Raw genomic sequence first — 16,833 nt, 5'->3', positions numbered from 1 at the left:
CTTACTCCTCGATGGTGGTTGCGGCCAGGGTCAGGCCTGCGGCCTGGGCATCCTCTTCGGCGCGCCGAGCCTGGGCCTGGTACAGGCGCCAGTAGGCGCCCTGCTTTTCCATCAGCTCGTCGTGCGGACCCACTTCCACGATCTCGCCCCGGTCCATGACCACGAGGCGGTCGGCCTTGCGCAGTGTGGACAGGCGGTGGGCAATGGCAATCGTCGTGCGGCCCTGCACCAGGTTGTCCAGCGCCTTCTGGATTTCCTTCTCGGTCTCGGTGTCCACAGCCGAGGTGGCCTCGTCCAGGATCAGGATGCGCGGGTCGATCAGCAGTGCGCGCGCGATGGAGATGCGCTGGCGCTCGCCGCCCGACAGGCCCTGGCCGCGCTCGCCCACCAGGGAGTCGTAGCCGTGCGGCAGGCGCAGGATGAATTCATGGGCGTGGGCCGCACGGGCCGCCGCCACGATTTCCTCGCGCGTGGCATCGGGCTTGCCGTAGGCGATGTTCTCGGCAATGGTGCCGAAGAACAGGAAGGGCTCCTGCAGCACCAGGCCGATGTTGCTGCGGAAGTCCGAGACCTTGAGCCTGCGGATGTCCACGCCGTCGAGCTGGATGGAGCCCTCGCTCACGTCATAGAAACGGCTGATCAGGTTGACCAGGGTGCTCTTGCCCGAGCCGCTGTGACCCACCAGGCCGATCATTTCACCCGGGCGAATCTGCAGATCCAGGTTCTTGATCACGGCGCGGCTGCCGTAGCGGAAGCTCAGGTTGTCCAGCGTGATGGCGCCCTGCACGCGCGGCAGCTTGACCGGGTTGACCGGGTCGGGCACGTTGCTCACGTGGTCGAGGATGTCGAAGATGCGCTTGGCGCCGGCCGCCGCCTTCTGCGTGACCGAGACGATGCGGCTCATCGAGTCCAGGCGGCTATAGAAGCGGCCGATGTAGGCGATGAAGGCCGTCAGGATACCGACCGTGATCTGGCCGCCAGCCACCAGCCAGATGCCGAAGCCCCAGACCACCAGCAGGCCGATCTCGGTCAGCAGCGTCACCGTGGGCGTGAACAGCGACCAGGTCTTGTTGACCTTGTCGTTGGCCTGCAGGTTGACCAGATTGGCCTGGGCGAAGCGGTCGGCCTCGCGCTTTTCCTGGGCGAAGGCCTTGACCACGCGGATGCCGGGGATGGTGTCGGCCAGCACATTGGTCACTTCGGACCAGACGCGGTCGATCTTCTCGAAGCCCGTGCGCAGGCGGTCGCGCACCAGGTGGATCATCCAGGCGATGAAGGGCAGCGGCACCAGGGTGACCAGGGCCAGCCACGGATTGATGGAGAACAGGATGACCGAGGTCATCACGATCATCAGCACGTCGGTGGCGAAATCCAGCGCATTCAAGGATAGAAACAAATTGATGCGATCTGTTTCCGCCCCGATGCGTGCCATCAGGTCGCCCGTGCGCTTGCTGCCGTAGTAGTCCAGCGACAGCGTCAACAGGTGGTTGTAGGTGGTGGTGCGCAGATCCGAGCCAATGCGCTCGGAGACCTTGGCCAGCACGAAGGTGCGCGCCCAGCCCAGGCCCCAGGCCACCAGCGCCGCCGCCAGCAGGCCGCTCAGGTAGAAGACCACCAGGCTGCTGTCGATCTGCTGCCCGTTCTGGAACGGGATCAGGATCTTGTCCACGATGGGAATCGTCAGGTAGGGCGCCACCAGGGTGGCGCCCGTGGAGGCCAGCGTCAGCAAAAAGCCCAGCAGCAGCTGGTGCCGGTAGGGATGGGCAAAGCGCCACAGGCGCAGCAGCACCCAGGTGGAGGTCTGCGGACCCTGCTGGCGCGCGCAGGCCGGGCATTCGTCGGCCTCGGGCGGCAGCTCGGCCTGGCAGGCCGGGCAGCGGGGCACGTCGTCCTCGGGCTCGGCGAAGTCCTCGCCGCGTGCCAGGCGCTCGCGCTCATGGTCGAACTGCTGCAGCAGGCGCAGCACGGCCGCCTGGTGGCGCAGCGTGAAGCGCCACAGCGCCAGCCGCGCCGCAGGGCCGTGCAGTTCGAGGTTGCCAACGCCGCCGTGGTCCAGCGTGCGCAGATTCTGATCAATGGATAGTGCCCACTCACTCCACTGCTGATCTGCAGGATCACAGGCGAGGAGCCGCTGGTTGGTCAGCACAACCCAGCCTTCGCCGAAGCGCATATCGAGGGTCAGGTCAACCGGGACGAGGGCCAGCACGTTTTCATTGGAAGCGAGCCTGGCTCGCAGCCCAGCCCCGCGGGGGCTGGCAAGGAAGGCCGAAACGTCCACAGAATGGTGTTCTTGCATGTTGAGTTGTTTTTCCCGCCCCTGGCGGCTCCTGGTGTCATGCGGGCAACCGCAGCTCCCCGGTGGATATCCCGCGCTTTGCACGGCATACCCTGCTCAACGCGCCAACCCTGGTTTAGGCTGACAGCACTGCGCATGGGCTTTCTGAGCGCACAATCCTCTCCCATTCTCCGGCGATCCGCACCCGGGTCGTCGCTCACGCTTACCCGTTGATCGACATGGCGAAATTCAAAGACATCCAACTCTTGCGCACCACCTACCTGCGTGGACCCAGCGTCTGGACCTACCGTCCCGTGCTGGAGGTCTGGCTGGATCTTGGTGAGCTGGAGGACTATCCCTCGAACAAGCTTGACGGTTTCAACGAGCGCCTGACGGCCTGGCTGCCCGACCTGATCGAGCATCACTGCGGCGTGGGCGAGCGCGGCGGCTTCATCCAGCGCCTGGAAGGCGGCACCTGGTGCGGCCATGTGCTGGAGCACATCATCATCGAGCTGCTGAACCTGGCGGGCATGCCGGCCGAGTTCGGCCAGACGCGCGAGATTTCCCAGCGCGGCATCTACCGCATGGTCTTCCGCTGCCCCGAGGAAACCGTGGCGCGCACGGCCCTGGCCTACGGCCATCGGCTGATCATGGCCGCCATCAACGACGAGCCCTTCGACCTGAAGGCCGCCGTCAAGGCCATCAAGACCGAGATCAACGACCGCTACCTGGGCCCGAGCACGGGCTGCATCGTCGATGCTGCAGGCGAGCGCCGCATTCCCCACATCCGCCTCAATGACGGCAACCTCGTGCAGCTCGGCTATGGCGCCGCGCAGCGCCGCATCTGGACCGCCGAGAGCGACCAGACCAGCGCCATTGCCGAAGGCATTGCCCAGGACAAGGACTTCACCAAGCGCCTGCTGGCCGCCTGCGGCGTGCCCGTGCCCGAAGGCCAGATCGTCAACAGCCCCGAGGAAGCCTGGGAAGTGGCGCAGGACATCGGCTTTCCCGTCACCGTCAAGCCCTCGGACGGCAACCACGCGCGCGGCGTGACGCTGGACCTGCGCGACGAGGCCGACATCAAGACCGCCTTCGCGCTGGCCCAGCCCGAAGGCTCGGACGTGATCGTCGAGCGCTTCATCGACGGCACCGAGCACCGCATCCTGGTCGTGGGCGGCAAGGTCGTGGCGGCCTGCCGTGGCGAGACCGTGAGCGTGGCCGGCAACGGCAAGTCCACGCTGCGCGAACTGGTCGCCGTGGTCAACCAGGACCCGCGCCGCGGCCCCGAGCAGGAATACCCGCTGGACTGGATCAACCTCGAAGCCCCGGCCGTGAAGCTGGAACTCAAGCGCCAGAACGTCACGCCCGACACCATTCCCGCCCAGGGCACCAGTGTGCTGCTGCAGCGCAACGGCAACATGGCCATCGACTGCACGGATGAGGTCCATCCCGAAGTGGCCTACATGGCCACGCTGGCCGCCAAGATCGTGGGTCTGGACATCGCGGGCATGGACATGATCCTGCAGGACGTCTCGCGCCCCATGAAGGAGCAGGGCGGCGCCATCCTCGAAGTCAACGCCGGCCCCGGCCTGCTGATGCACCTGAAGCCCACCAGCGGCGCGCCGCGTCCCGTGGGCATGGCCATCGCCGACCACCTGTTCCCGCGCACCGAAGAGGGCACGGGCGCAGGCCGCATCCCCCTGGTGGGCATTGCCGGCACGCGCAACAACGGTTTCACGGCCCGCCTGGTGGGCTGGCTGCTGCAGCTGTCGGGCAAGCTCACGGGCGTGGCCAGCAGCGAGGGCATGTTCCTGTCCAACCGCCAGACCCAGAAGACCAACACCGCCAACTGGGCCGGTGCCCACCGCCTGCTGACCAACCGCCTGGCCCAGGCCGCCGTCATCCAGACCACGGCCCGCTCCATCCTGGAGGAAGGCCTGGCGTACGACCGCTGCCTGGTCGGCGTGGTCACCGACATGGACGGCTTCGAGCAGTTGCCCGACCATGACGTGCACGAGCAGTCGCAGATGACGCGCGTGATGCGCACCCAGATCGACGTGGTGCTGGACGAAGGCGCGGGCGTCCTCAATGCCGACATCGAACAGGTGGCCGACCTGGCCCGCCTGTGCGACGGCGAGGTGCTGTTCTATTCGATGCAGGCAGACAGCCCCGTGGTCGCGGCCCACCGTTCCGAGAGCGAAGGCCGCGCCGTCTTCGTGCGCGGCAACCAGGTGATCCTGGCCACGGGCGCTGCCGAGCGCGTGCTGGGCACGCTGGACGCACTGAGCCTGCCCGGCGGCCTGCGCCCGGACACGCCGGCCCTGCTGGCCGCCATTGCCGCCGCGTGGTCCATGGACATTGCCCCCGACCTCATCGTCGCCGGCATCAAGACCTTCGACTACACGCCGGCCGCCGCAGCCACCGCCGCCTGAGCCCGACCACACGATGACATGCAGGCAGGCCCGGCGACGCGGGCCTGCCCTCCGAAAGAAGACACTATGCAGATCACCCGCATCCGAGCCCTGCGCGGCCCCAATCTCTGGACCCGCAGCACCGCCATCGAAGCCATCGTGCAATGCGAGCCCGGCGAGTGCGACTACTCGGCCCTGCCCGGCTTCGAGGACCGGCTGCGCGCGCGCTTTCCCAAGATCGGCACGCTGCAGCCGCACGGCGCCGACCAGCGCCTGTCGCTGGCCCAAGTGCTGGAAGTCGCGGCCCTGTCGCTGCAGGCCCAGGCCGGCTGCCCGGTGACCTTCAGCCGCACGCATGAAACCGTGGAGACCGGCACCTACCAGGTGGTGGTGGAGTACACCGAAGAGGCCGTCGGCCGCCTGGCCATGGAACAGGCCGGCGAACTGCTGCAGTCGGCACTGGCCGATACGCCCTTCGACGCCGACAAGGTGGTGGCCCAGCTGCGCGAACTCGACGAGGACGAGCGCATCGGTCCCTCCACCGGCTCCATCGTCGATGCGGCCGTGGCGCGTGGCATTCCCATCCGCCGCCTGACCTCGGGCTCGCTGGTACAGCTGGGCTGGGGCTCCAAGGCGCGCCGCATCCAGGCCGCCGAGCTGGAGCAGACCAGCGCCGTGGCCGAGTCCATCGCCCAGGACAAGGACCTGACCAAGCGCCTGCTGCACGCCGCCGGCGTGCCCGTGCCGCTGGGCCGCCCCGTCAAGGATGTGGAAGAAGCCTGGCTCGTGGCCCAGGAGGTGGGCCTGCCCGTGGTGGTCAAGCCCCAGGACGGCAACCAGGGCAAGGGCGTGGTGGTCAACATCACCACGCACGAACAGCTCAAGGCCGCCTTCGCCACCGCCTCGGAATTCGGCGACGACATCATGGTCGAGCGCTTCCTGCCCGGCCATGACTTCCGCCTGCTGGTGGTCGGCGGCCAGCTGGTGGCCGCTGCGCGCCGCGAGCCGCCCCAGGTGCTGGGCGACGGCCAGCACACCATCCGCGAGCTGGTGGACATCGTCAACCAGGACCCGCGCCGCGGCTCGGGCCACGGCACGGCGCTGACCAAGATCCGCCTGGACGACATCGCCATCGCGCGCATCGCCACCGAAGGGCTCACGCCCGAATCCGTGCCGGCCCAGGGCCAGCGCGTGGTGCTGCGCAACAACGCCAACCTGTCCACGGGCGGCAGCGCCACCGATGTGACGGACGACGTGCACCCCGACATCGCCGCGCGCGCCGTGGAGGCCGCCCAGACCATCGGCCTGCACATCTGCGGCGTGGATGTGGTCTGCGAGACCATGCTGCGCCCGCTGGAAGAGCAAAACGGCGGCATCGTCGAAGTCAACGCCGCACCGGGCCTGCGCATGCACCTGGCGCCGTCCTTCGGCAAGCCCCGCAACGTGGGTGTGCCCATGGTCGATGAACTGTTCGCGCCGGGCCAGGACGGCCGCATCCCGCTGGTGGCCGTCACCGGCACCAACGGCAAGACCACGACCACGCGCCTGATCGCCCACCTGTTCACCTCGCATGGCTGGCGCACGGCCATGACGAACACGGACGGCGTCTACGTCAACGGCCGCCAGATCGACAGCGGCGACTGCTCGGGCCCGCGCAGCGCGCGCAACGCCCTGGCCCACCCCGAGACCGATGCGGCCGTGCTCGAATGCGCACGCGGCGGCATCCTGCGCGAAGGACTGGGCTTCGACCGCTGCCAGGTGGCCGTGGTCACCAACGTGGGCGCGGGCGACCACCTGGGCCTGAACTACATCACCACGGTGGAAGACGTGGCCGTGCTCAAGCGCGTCATCGTGCAGAACGTGGCCACCGACGGCTATGCCGTGCTCAACGCGGCCGATCCGCTGGTCGCCGCCATGGCCTCCACCTCGCCGGGCAAGGTCATCTATTTCGCGGCCGACCGCCACCACCCCGTGATGGCCACGCACCGTGCCCAGGGCAACCGCGTGGTCTACGTGGACGGCGACAGCATCGTCGCGGCCGAAAGCTCGTGGCGCGAGACCATCGCGCTGCGCGAGATCCCCATCACGCGCAACGGCACCATCAGCTTCCAGGTGGAGAACGTCATGGCCTCCATCGCCGCCGCCTGGGGCGTGGGCATGCCCTGGCAGACCATCCGCCGCGGCCTGGCCGGCTTCGTCAACGACAGCGACAACGCGCCGGGCCGCTTCAACGTCATGGACTACCGTGGCGCCACGCTGATCGCCGACTACGGCCACAACCCCGACGCCATCCGCGCCCTGGTCCAGGCCGTGGATGCCATGCCGGCCCAGCGCCGCAGCGTGGTCATCAGCGGCGCGGGCGACCGCCGCGACCAGGACATCACCGAGCAGACCCAGATCCTGGGCAAGGCCTTCGACGACGTCATCCTCTACCAGGATGCCTGCCAGCGCGGCCGCGCCGACGGTGAAGTCCTGGCCCTGCTGCAGCAAGGCCTGCAAGGCGCACCGCGCACCGACTACGTGACCCAGATCCAGGGAGAGTTCAACGCCATCGACCATGCGCTGGCGCGGCTGACGCCCGGCGACCTGTGCCTGGTGCTGGTGGACCAGGTGGAAGAAGCCCTCGAACACCTGCGCCGCCATGTGGCGGGCGAGGCCTGACATGAACGGCCGGGCCTTGCTCACGGCCGCCCTGGCCACGCTGCTGCTGGGCGCCTGCGGTGCGCGCGCCGAGCAGGTGGGCGCGGTGGACACGGTGTTCAAGTTCATAGGCCCGGACCACAAGATCGTGGTCGATGCCTATGACGATCCCAAGGTGGCGGGCGTGACCTGCTACGTCTCGCGCGCCAAGACCGGCGGCATCAAGGGCGGCCTGGGCCTGGCCGAGGACCGCGCCGAAGCCTCGATCAGCTGCGTGCAGACCGGGCCCATCCAGATCCCTGCGCCGCTCAAGCAGCAGGACGAGGTGTTCACCGAACGCATCTCGCTGCTGTTCAAGCGCCTGCGCGTGGTGCGCATGGTCGATGCGCAGCGCAACACCCTGGTCTACATGACCTACTCGGACCGCGTGATCGAAGGCTCGCCGCAAAACAGCGTCACGGCCGTGCCCGTGCCGCGCAGCACGCCGATTCCGATGGGCAAATAACCCGCCTCAGTCCTGGGCCTGTTGGCGGCAGGCCTGCACAAAGGCCGCCAGCGCCGGCGAGCGGCGCTTGCCCGCCCGCTGCACCAGCGAGAAATCCCGCCACATGCGCGGCAGCGTGGTCGGCAGCACGGCCAGCTCTCCCGAGGCGACCAGGGCCTGCACCAGCACGCGCGACAGGCAGCTGACGCCCAGGCCCTGGGCCACGCAGCGCGCAATCGCCTCCGAACTGCCCAGCGTGGCGGCGGCCGGCAACTGGTGCAGATGCGGCAGCAAGGCATGCTCCACCATCTCGCGCGTGCCCGAGCCCGGCTCGCGCAGCAGCCAGCGCGCACCGCGCAAGGCGGCCACGCCCAGCGGGCGCTGGCCTGCGGCCTGCACCAGCGGGTCCTGTGCTGCAGCCACGATGACGAGTTCGTCGCGCATCCAGGGCTCGACCTCCAGCCCGGGCCAGTGGCTGGTGCCCTCGATCAGGCCCAGGTCCACGTCCAGCGATTCCACGGCCTGGCCCACCTCGCGCGTGTTGGCGATCTGCAGGTCCACGCTCAGGTGCGGATGGCTGCGCGCCAGGTGCGCGAGCACGGCTGGCAGCGCATAGGTGCCTATGGTGGTGCTGGCTGCCACGCGCAGACGCACGGGCAGGCTGGCGGCCCGCACCGAAAACGCCTGCTCTATGCCCCTGGCCTGCTCCAGCAGCGCCAGTGCCTCGGGCAGCAGGGCGCGCCCCGCGTCGTTGAGCGCCAGCCGCCGGCCCACGCGCTCGAACAGCTGGGCGCCCATGGCCTGCTCCAGCTGCTGCAGCGCGGCGCTGGTGGCCGACTGCGACAGGGCCACGGCGTCGGCCGCGGCCACGGTGGAGCCCGCCTGGGCGACGGCGCAGAAGATTTCAAGTTGGCGCAGGGTGAGGTGCAGCATGGCGTGCAGTCTGGACGAGGCATCAACCTGTTTCCCCGGTTGGTGCTACAAAAACTATTCGTTATACGAATATAGCCAAGAAATCTAAAGTGCCTCCCATGCACCGCGCTCCTGACGCGGCGCGCAGGCACCATGAACACCACATCCCTCCCACGCCCCTCCCATCCGTCCGGCTGGCTGCGCCAGTTGACCGAGCTTGCGCCCGGCCTGCTGCTGGCCGGCGCCATTGCCGCAGCCGCCACCTGGGGCGCACGCCAGCCCCTGCTGGCCGGCTCGGGCCTGAGTGCGCTGACGCTGGCCATCTGCATCGGCCTGGTCATCGGCAACACCGTCTATCCGCGCCTGGCGCCCAGCTGCCATGCCGGCGTGGGCCTGGCCAAGCAGCGCCTGCTGCGCGCGGGCATCGTGCTCTACGGCCTGCGGCTGACCTTCCAGGACATAGGCCATGTGGGCATGGCCGGCGTGGTGGTCGATGCCCTGGTGCTGGGCAGCACCTTCTTGCTGGCGCAGTGGTTGGGTCGCCGCGTCTTCGGGCTGGATGCGCGCACCACGGTGCTGATCGGCGCGGGCAGCTCCATCTGCGGCGCCGCTGCCGTGCTGGCCACCGAACCCGTGATCAAGGGCCGCGCCGAAGACGTGGCCGTGGCCGTGGCCACCGTGGTGGTCTTCGGCACCGTGGGCACCTTCCTCTATCCCGCGCTGTTCCACTGGAACGCCGCCCACGGCTGGCTGGACATGTCGCCTGCGCAGTACGGCCTGTACGTGGGCTCCACCGTGCACGAGGTGGCCCAGGTCGTGGCTGCCGGCGAAGCCATTGCCCCCGAAGCCGCCGACGTGGCCGTGATCTCCAAGATGGTGCGCGTGATGATGCTGGCCCCCTTCCTGCTGCTGCTGTCCATGGCGGTGGCGCGCGGCAACCGCAGCAGCCAGGTGAGCGACGGCCAGCCGCGCCGCATCACCATCCCGTGGTTCGCGCTGGGCTTCGTCGCCATGGCCGGCGTGAACTCGCTGGGCGTGCTGCCTGCTGCCGTGGTGCAGGTGGGCGTGCAGCTGGACAACGCGCTGCTGGCCGTGGCCATGGCGGCCCTGGGCCTGACCACCCATGTCCGCGCCGTGCGTGCCGCAGGCACGAAGCCCCTGCTGCTGGCCGCCTTGCTGTTCGCATGGCTTCTGGTGGCGGGCCTGCTCTTCAACCGCTGGGTGCCGGGCCTGCTCTGAAGCCGTCCGCATCCATCGACCGGCCCTGCAAAGCATCGTCTTGCAGGGCCTTTTTCATGGACTGCCCGCCCCTGAACAAGGGGATACCCTTGAATCAACTGCAGGCACAATTAATTTGCAATGCAAATTAATTGCATTGCAAAGATAATCGAGGCATGTCCTTTGCCTCTGCCCCTCCCCGCGCCCGTCTCGGCTTTCTCATGGTCACCCTGGTACGCCAGTGGCGCCGCCAGGTCGAGGAGCAACTGCTGGCCGACGGCCTGACCGATGCCACCTGGGCACCGCTGATCCACCTGCGCGCCTGGGGCGACGGCGTCACGCAAAAGGAACTGGCCGAGCGTGTGGGACTGGACGGCTCCAGCCTGGTGCGCCTGCTCGACATTCTGGAAGGCCACGGCTGGGTGGAACGCCGCGCCGACCCCGGCGACCGGCGCAGCAAGCGCATCTTCCTGACGGACGAAGGCAACGGCGCCGTGGACCGCGTGCGCGCCACCATGCTGCAGGCCGAGCTGGCCATGCTGCAGGACCTGGACGATGCCGAGGTCGAGGCCATGCTGGCCGGCATGGCCAAGATCCAGGCGCGCATGGCCGCGCTGCGCACGGAAGGCGCGCCATGAGCGCCCTCCACGATGCCTATGGCCGCCTGCTGCAGGCCTCGGTCCGCTGGGGCTTCGACCCGGTGCGCCTGCGCCAGCATCTGCGCACGGCCTTTGCCGCCTGCCTGGCGCTGCTGGCTGCCTGGCAGCTGGGGCTGGAGCATCCGCAGTGGGCTGCCATGGCCACCTGGGCCGCATCCCAGCCGCTGCGCGGGCAACTGCTCGAAAAAAGCTTTTTCCGGGTCGCAGGCACCGTGGCCGGCACGGCCGTGGGCGTGGGCCTGGTGCTGCTGGCCCAGGGAAACCTGCTGTGGCTGGTGTTGGGCCTGGCCGTGTGGCTGGGCCTGTGCGCGGGCGTGGGCAATCTGCAGCGCAGCTTCGTGGCCTACGGCACCATGCTGTCCGGCTATTCGGCGGCCATGGTCGCGCTGCTGGACTTCGCCCATCCCGACCAGGTCTTCGCCCTGGGCTGGGACCGGCTGTTCACGGCGCTGACCGGCGTATTCGCAGCCCTGCTCGTGGGCTGGCTGTTCACGCCCAAGGGCAGCGGCATTCCCGGCAATGCCGAGGTGCGCCAGCTGTTCGCGCAACTGCTGCGCGACTTGGCCGACAGCCTGCAGGCGCGCGGCCGTTCGTCCCTGGGCTCGCAGGAGATCGCTGCCCGCCTGCTGGCCATGGCGGTGATCGAGGAGGGGCTGGACGCGCACGCCGCCGGTTCGCAGCGCTCGCGCGAGGCCGTGCACGCGCTGCGCCGGCTCATGAATGCCCAGATCTCGGCCCTGCTGTGGCTGCGCGATGCACCATCACAGGAGCCGCCTGCGGCCTTTGGCGAGGCGCAGGCACTGGCCGCCGCGCAGGCGCTGCGCGAAGCCGCCGTGGCGCTGGAGACCCGCGTGCAATTGCACGAGGCTGCGGCGGCCCTGGTGCGCGCACGCGAGGCCGCCGCGTCCTGGCCCGGTGCAGCCGACATGCTGGCCCCGATGGGCTTTGCGCTGCAGGCCCACCTGGCCGCCACCCATGACGTGGCCCTGCCGCCCGGCCACCGCGCCCGCCAATGGCCCGTGGTGCTGCACAGCGACTGGCTGGGCGCGCGCCGCGCCATGCTGCGTGCCAGCGCGGCCATCGCCATCGTGGGCCTGCTGTGGGTGGTGACGGGTTGGAGCGGCGGTGCCTACATGCTGCTGGGCATGTCCATCATGCTGACCGTGTTCTCGGGCTTCGAGAACCCTTCGGCCACCATGCGCCATGTGACCCTGGGCCAGGCCATGGGCGTGCTGGTGGCCCTGGCCTGCCAGTGGCTGGTCTGGCCGTTCGCCAGCAGCCAGGCGGGCCTGGTGTGGCTGATGCTGCCCTTTGTCTACGTGGGCGCACTGCTGTTCTCGCACCAGCGCACCGCGCTCTCGGGCTATGACTGCAACATGGTGCTGCTGCTCCTGCTGCAGCCCCACTTTCCGCAGACGGCCAGCTTCGGCCATGCGCTGGCCCTTGGGTTGGCCGTGGTGTCCGGGCCGCTGGCTGGCTGGGCGGCCTACCGCTTCATCCTGCCGGTCACGCTGCAGGGCCGGCTGCAAAGCCTGCGCTCCATGATGGTCCACGAGCTGCAGGACATGGCCGCCACGCCCGGCCATGCGCGCGATGGCCGCATCTGGCGCGCCCGCCTGTACCACCGGCTGCTGCGCCTTGTGCGCATGTCGGAGCAGGCCGGAGGGCAGCTGGGTGCGCAGGCAGCGGAGTGCGGCCTGGCCGCCCTGCATGTGGGCCGTGCCATCCAGGCGCTGCATCAGCTGTCCGGGGAAGCGGCCCTGGGCGACGGCACCGCCCGCGCCGTGCGCGCTGCGCTGCTGCGCCTGCAGCGGCTGCAGCAGGCGCCCGGCCAGTGCCCGCCGCTTTTGCGCGCGCTGGCGCAGCGCGTGGCCGAACGCCATCCCGACCAGGCGCGCCAGCTGCGCCATGCCTCGCATGAGATCGCGCAGCATGAAGCCTTCTTCCGCAACGCCGGCTGAAGCACGGACCCATGCCAGAATGGCCAGCCCAGGCCGGCAGCGCCCCACGCTCTCTGTCCCCCTGTTGCAAGGAAAGCATCCATGTCGTGGAGCGACACCACCATCACCTCACAGCGCCTGGCGCTGCGCCCCTTCACTGCCGCCGATGCCGATGAGGCCTTTGCCTGCATCACGCCCACACTGACGCGCTACCTGTCCTTCGAGCCGGCGTCGACGCCTGCCGAGTTCGAGGCGGTCTGGCGCGGATGGCTGCAAGAGATCGCGGCCGGCACGGACTTCAACTTCACGCTGCGCGAGCGCACGTCAGGCCGATTCACCGGCCTGCTGGGCCTGCACCGCGCGCGCGACGCCGAGCCCGAGCTCGGCATCTGGATACGCGAGGACATGCATGGCCAGGGCTACGGCCGCGAAGCCGTGGCCGCGCTGGCAGCATGGGCCCGAGCGACCTTTGCGCCACAGTCCTTGCGCTATCCGGTGGCCGAGCCCAATACCGCCAGCCGGCGCATTGCCCAGGGGCTGGGTGGCGTGGAGGTTGAGCGCCAGAGCCTTTCAAAGTACGTGCTCGTCGTCTACCGCATACCAGGGGTCGCCACGTCGGGCGTTGCCGCCCCATGAAAACAAAGGCCGTCCCACTCGCGTGGGACGGCCTTGTCCATGGGGCAGATGCCTGTCTTACACCGCCGCGATCGACACGGCCTTGGCGACCAGATAGGCCTCCAGCGCCTCGGGGCCGCCCTCGGAGCCATAGCCCGAATCCTTGACGCCGCCGAACGGCATCTCGGCCGAAGCCACGGCCGGCTGGTTGATCCACAGCATGCCGGTCTCGACCTGCTGGGCCAGCTGGTGTGCCGTCTTGATGGAGCGCGTGAACGCATAGGCCGCCAGGCCGTAGGACAGGCGGTTGGCCTCGGCAATGGCCTCGCCCAGATCGTCAAAGCCGCGGATCGCGGCCACGGGGCCGAAGGGCTCCTGGTTGAAGATCTCGGCGCTCAGCGGCACGTCGCCCAGCACCGTGGGAGCGAAGAAGTTGCCCGCGCCGCCCAGCGAGGCACCGCCCGTGAGCAGCTTGGCGCCCTGCTTTTGCGCATCCTCGATCAGATGGGACAAGGCCGTGACGCGGCGCGGATTGGCCAGCGGGCCCATCTGCGTGCCCTGGACCAGGCCATCGCCGACCTTGAGGCCTTCGGCATGGGCGACCATGGCGCGCGTGAATTCCTCGCGCACGCTGTTGTGCACCAGAAAGCGCGTGGGCGAGATGCAGACCTGGCCCGCGTTGCGGAACTTGGACGCGCCTGCGGCCTTCACGGCCAGGGCCACGTCGGCATCCTCGGCCACGATGACCGGCGCGTGGCCGCCCAGCTCCATGGTCGAGCGCTTCATGTGCTGGCCGGCCAGCGCCGCCAGCTGCTTGCCCACTGCGGTGGAGCCGGTGAACGTGACCTTGCGGATCACGGGATGAGCGATCAGGTAGGAGGAAATCTGCGCCGGATCACCGAACACCAGGCCCACCACGCCGGCCGGCACGCCGGCATCGACAAAGCACTTGAACAGGGCTGCGGGCGCAGCCGGCGTTTCCTCGGGCGCCTTGCACAGGAAGGAGCAGCCCGTGGCCAGCGCCGCGCCGATCTTGCGCACGATCTGGTTGACGGGGAAGTTCCAGGGCGTGAAGGCGGCCACGGGGCCCACGGGCTCCTTGATCACCAACTGCTGCACCTCGGGGCGGCGCGAGGGCACGATGCGGCCGTACACGCGCAGCGCCTCGTCGGCAAACCATTCGATGATGCCCACGCCGGCCAGGATTTCGCCCTTGGCCTCGGCCACGGGCTTGCCCTGCTCCTGCGTCAGGAGCGCGGCAATCTCGTCGGCGCGCTCCTTGAGCAGGGCGGCGGCACGGCGCATGGCCGCGCCGCGCTCATGGGCGGAGACATTGCGCCAGACCTCGAAACCGCGCTGCGCTGCGGCCAGCGCACGGTCCAGGTCGGCCACGTCGGCATGGGCCACATGGCCGATGACTTCGCCGCTGGCCGGGTTGCGCACGGGAATCTTCCTGCCGCTGGCGGCGTCCTGCCATTGGCCGTCGATCAGGAGTTGGGTGTCGGAGTAGGAATGGCTCATGCTGGATCAGATCCTTGGTAGATGACAGGGGGCAGATGTGTGGGGCAGGCACGGCCCTTGCAGTGTCCGCACCCGGCTGCCGCTGCAGCGCAGCGACCATTCTAGGAAGCGCCGGACGGCGGTGCCGTCACCGGGCTGTCACGCACACAACACCTAAAATGCCCGGGTTTCGCAATATCCACCAATCCGTTGAGAGGGAGCTCATGACCGATCTTTTCGACACCACTGCGCGCAGGGGTTTGCGCAGTGTCGCGCTGGCGCTCGCCCTGGCAGGCAGCCTGGGGCTGGCATGGGGACAGGCGCCGGCCAGCGACGCGCCGCAGTTCATACCCCGCATGAGCGTGGACTCGCGCGTCCAGCCGCAGGACACGCCTCGGGAGTTCCTGGCTTCACGCAGCATGTCTTCCCGTGCGGCCGTCACCCCCACGCCGCTGCGCGTGGAACTGGGCGCATGGAAGGAATACCGCGCCGCATCGGCACCGGCAGGCGGCGCAATGCAGGTGGGCGCCCAGCGGTTGAGTGAACAAACGGCCACGGTGGACGCACTGGCATCGCAACTGCAATGGAGCACCACCGCCTCCGGCGCACGCGTGGCGGCCATCAGCGTGCGCTCGGAAGGCGCCTATGGCATACGCCTGGGCGTGGAAATGAACCAGTTGCCCGGCAACGCGCTGCTGCGCGTCTATGCGCAGCAAAACCGCGCAGGCGCCTACGAGATCGCCGGCCAGCGCATTCTGCAGGTTCTGCAGGCCAACCTGGACGCGGGCGACACAGGCACCGACGGCCGCACCTGGTGGACTCCCGACACGGGCGGCGACGAGGTGACGCTGGAGATCGAACTGCCCCCGGGCGTCCCGGCCGACACGTTGCGCATCGCCATCCCGCGTGTGATGCATGTGCATGAGAACCTCTCGCTGCCGCTGGAAGGCGAGATGCAGTTCTCGGCACAGCTCAACGAATCCCTGCCCTGCCAACTGGATTCCACCTGCTACGACGCATACAGCTCGCAACGCAACGCCGTGGCCCGCATGCTCTACATCAAGGATGGGATGGGCTATGTCTGCTCGGGCACCCTGCTCAACGACACGGCGAGCTCCGGCACCCCCTACTTCGTCACGGCCAACCATTGCATCAGCAGCCAGACCGTGGCTTCTACGCTGGAGACCTCGTGGTTCTATCGCACGCCCTCGTGCAACAGCCGCACGCTGTCATCCGGGAACAAGGTTCTGCGCAACGGCGCAACCTTGCTCTACGCAACGGCAACCTATGACGGTGCCCTGATGCGCCTCAACGACACGCCTCCCGCTGGCGCAGTCTTCTCCGGCTGGACCACGCAGACGCTGACGAGCGGTGCCAGCGTCGTGGGCATACACCATCCCCGTGGCGACCTGCAAAAGATCAGCTTCGGCACGGTCTATGGCTCGGTCGCATGCGAGCCGTCGAGTGAAGGCACGATGCTTTGTTCCAACGACAGCAAGGGCAACGGCGGCTTCAACCTTGTGACCTGGAACCAGGGGCTGACGCAGCCGGGTAGCAGTGGCTCGGGTCTGTTCCTGCAGGGACGGCTGGCGGGCACGCTCTATGGGGGTGACGACCAAACCTGCTCTGCATCTGGCGGCACCTCGATCTACGGGCGCTTCGACCTGCTGTACCCCGCTCTCCAGAAATGGCTGGCAGCCAGTGCGACCACGGCGCGCAGCCCTGTATACCGCTTCTACAACGCGCATACGGGCGCCCACTTCTACACAGGCAGCGTTGCCGAGCGCGATTACGTGATCGCCAAGCTCCCGGAGTTTCAATACGAGAACGTGGCTTTCTATGCCTCTGCCCAGCCCCAGCAAGACCTGAGCCCCGTCTTTCGCTTCTACAACCAGGATTCGGGAGCGCACTACTACACCATCAGTGAAAGCGTTCGCGACTACGTCCACCAGACCTTTGCCCGTTTCATCTACGAAGGCCCGACCTGGTACGCACAAAAGAATGCCGTCGCAGGCAGCGTGCCCGTCTACCAGTTCTACAACCTGGACTCCGGAGCCCACTTCTATACAGCCAACGCCAGCGAACGCGACTATGTGATTGCCACCTTCGCCCGCTTCCGCAACGAAGGCATCGCCTATTACGTCTGGACATCGCAATAAGCCCAGCACTACCCGCACCG

The 16,833-nt window shown here is 68.5% G+C and carries 11 protein-coding genes; 8 read left to right on the top strand and 3 right to left on the bottom strand.

Going from position 1 to position 16,833, the window contains the following annotated elements:
• Nucleotide 1: 1 nt before the first annotated feature.
• Nucleotides 2-2,296 (bottom strand): cyanophycin metabolism-associated ABC transporter, encoded by a 2,295-nt coding sequence (locus ACUTR7_RS23770; RefSeq protein WP_063328359.1) that lies wholly within the window; start codon nt 2,294-2,296, stop codon nt 2-4.
• 218 nt (nt 2,297-2,514) lie between these two features.
• On the opposite strand from ACUTR7_RS23770, the gene ACUTR7_RS23765 reads away from it, so the two are divergent.
• From ACUTR7_RS23765 to ACUTR7_RS23755, 3 genes are all read left to right on the top strand, one after another.
• Nucleotides 2,515-4,707 (top strand): cyanophycin synthetase, encoded by a 2,193-nt coding sequence (locus tag ACUTR7_RS23765; protein ID WP_063328613.1) that lies wholly within the window; start codon nt 2,515-2,517, stop codon nt 4,705-4,707.
• 66 nt (nt 4,708-4,773) lie between these two features.
• Entirely contained in the window at nt 4,774-7,347 is a 2,574-nt protein-coding gene (gene cphA / locus ACUTR7_RS23760; RefSeq protein ID WP_445609961.1) for a cyanophycin synthetase, read from the top strand.
• Nucleotide 7,348: 1 nt separating this feature from the next.
• Nucleotides 7,349-7,831, top strand: a complete 483-nt coding sequence (locus ACUTR7_RS23755) for a CreA family protein (protein ID WP_180318779.1) — start codon at nt 7,349-7,351, stop codon at nt 7,829-7,831.
• Between the two features lie 6 nt (nt 7,832-7,837).
• Here ACUTR7_RS23755 and ACUTR7_RS23750 read toward each other — a convergent pair whose 3' ends face one another.
• Entirely contained in the window at nt 7,838-8,743 is a 906-nt protein-coding gene (locus tag ACUTR7_RS23750; protein WP_043822067.1) for a LysR family transcriptional regulator, read from the bottom strand.
• 132 nt (nt 8,744-8,875) lie between these two features.
• Here ACUTR7_RS23750 and ACUTR7_RS23745 point away from each other — a divergent pair, with 132 nt between their 5' ends.
• The 4 genes from ACUTR7_RS23745 to ACUTR7_RS23730 all read left to right on the top strand — a co-directional run bounded on the left by ACUTR7_RS23745 (nt 8,876) and on the right by ACUTR7_RS23730 (nt 13,175).
• Nucleotides 8,876-9,961: a YeiH family protein gene (locus tag ACUTR7_RS23745; RefSeq protein ID WP_096914032.1), complete on the top strand. Its 1,086-nt coding sequence runs from the start codon at nt 8,876-8,878 to the stop codon at nt 9,959-9,961.
• 155 nt (nt 9,962-10,116) lie between these two features.
• Complete coding sequence (locus ACUTR7_RS23740; RefSeq protein ID WP_012207511.1) at nt 10,117-10,578, top strand: MarR family winged helix-turn-helix transcriptional regulator; 462 nt, start codon at nt 10,117-10,119, stop codon at nt 10,576-10,578.
• Nucleotides 10,575-12,560, top strand: coding sequence for an FUSC family protein (locus ACUTR7_RS23735; protein WP_445609960.1), 1,986 nt, complete (start codon nt 10,575-10,577; stop codon nt 12,558-12,560). Before ACUTR7_RS23740 ends, ACUTR7_RS23735 begins: the two co-directional genes overlap by 4 nt.
• An 81-nt stretch (nt 12,561-12,641) precedes the next feature.
• Nucleotides 12,642-13,175 carry a GNAT family N-acetyltransferase gene (locus ACUTR7_RS23730; RefSeq protein ID WP_202758550.1) on the top strand — a complete coding sequence of 178 codons (534 nt, stop codon included), beginning with the start codon at nt 12,642-12,644 and terminating at the stop codon, nt 13,173-13,175.
• Between the two features lie 57 nt (nt 13,176-13,232).
• Here ACUTR7_RS23730 and ACUTR7_RS23725 read toward each other — a convergent pair whose 3' ends face one another.
• Complete coding sequence (locus ACUTR7_RS23725) at nt 13,233-14,675, bottom strand: NAD-dependent succinate-semialdehyde dehydrogenase (RefSeq protein ID WP_012207514.1); 1,443 nt, start codon at nt 14,673-14,675, stop codon at nt 13,233-13,235.
• 203 nt (nt 14,676-14,878) lie between these two features.
• Between ACUTR7_RS23725 and ACUTR7_RS23720 the strand changes: the two genes are divergently transcribed.
• On the top strand, nt 14,879-16,813 hold the full coding sequence (locus tag ACUTR7_RS23720) for a trypsin-like peptidase domain-containing protein (protein WP_445609959.1): 1,935 nt from the start codon (nt 14,879-14,881) through the stop codon (nt 16,811-16,813).
• Nucleotides 16,814-16,833 lie beyond the last annotated feature (20 nt).

This window comes from Delftia sp. NA_296.1, from assembly GCF_052692095.1.
The sequence above is the reverse complement of the archived record's forward strand: the minus strand, read 5'-3'. Positions and strand labels throughout refer to the sequence as shown.

What these genes read in the sequence shown, in the direction of transcription:
- ACUTR7_RS23770 (WP_063328359.1), bottom strand. Translation starts at nt 2,296, where the DNA reads ATGCAAGAACACCATTCTGTGGACGTTTCGGCCTTCCTTGCCAGCCCC.
- ACUTR7_RS23765 (WP_063328613.1), top strand. Translation starts at nt 2,515, where the DNA reads ATGGCGAAATTCAAAGACATCCAACTCTTGCGCACCACCTACCTGCGT.
- cphA (WP_445609961.1), top strand. Translation starts at nt 4,774, where the DNA reads ATGCAGATCACCCGCATCCGAGCCCTGCGCGGCCCCAATCTCTGGACC.
- ACUTR7_RS23755 (WP_180318779.1), top strand. Translation starts at nt 7,349, where the DNA reads ATGAACGGCCGGGCCTTGCTCACGGCCGCCCTGGCCACGCTGCTGCTG.
- ACUTR7_RS23750 (WP_043822067.1), bottom strand. Translation starts at nt 8,743, where the DNA reads ATGCTGCACCTCACCCTGCGCCAACTTGAAATCTTCTGCGCCGTCGCC.
- ACUTR7_RS23745 (WP_096914032.1), top strand. Translation starts at nt 8,876, where the DNA reads ATGAACACCACATCCCTCCCACGCCCCTCCCATCCGTCCGGCTGGCTG.
- ACUTR7_RS23740 (WP_012207511.1), top strand. Translation starts at nt 10,117, where the DNA reads ATGTCCTTTGCCTCTGCCCCTCCCCGCGCCCGTCTCGGCTTTCTCATG.
- ACUTR7_RS23735 (WP_445609960.1), top strand. Translation starts at nt 10,575, where the DNA reads ATGAGCGCCCTCCACGATGCCTATGGCCGCCTGCTGCAGGCCTCGGTC.
- ACUTR7_RS23730 (WP_202758550.1), top strand. Translation starts at nt 12,642, where the DNA reads ATGTCGTGGAGCGACACCACCATCACCTCACAGCGCCTGGCGCTGCGC.
- ACUTR7_RS23725 (WP_012207514.1), bottom strand. Translation starts at nt 14,675, where the DNA reads ATGAGCCATTCCTACTCCGACACCCAACTCCTGATCGACGGCCAATGG.
- ACUTR7_RS23720 (WP_445609959.1), top strand. Translation starts at nt 14,879, where the DNA reads ATGACCGATCTTTTCGACACCACTGCGCGCAGGGGTTTGCGCAGTGTC.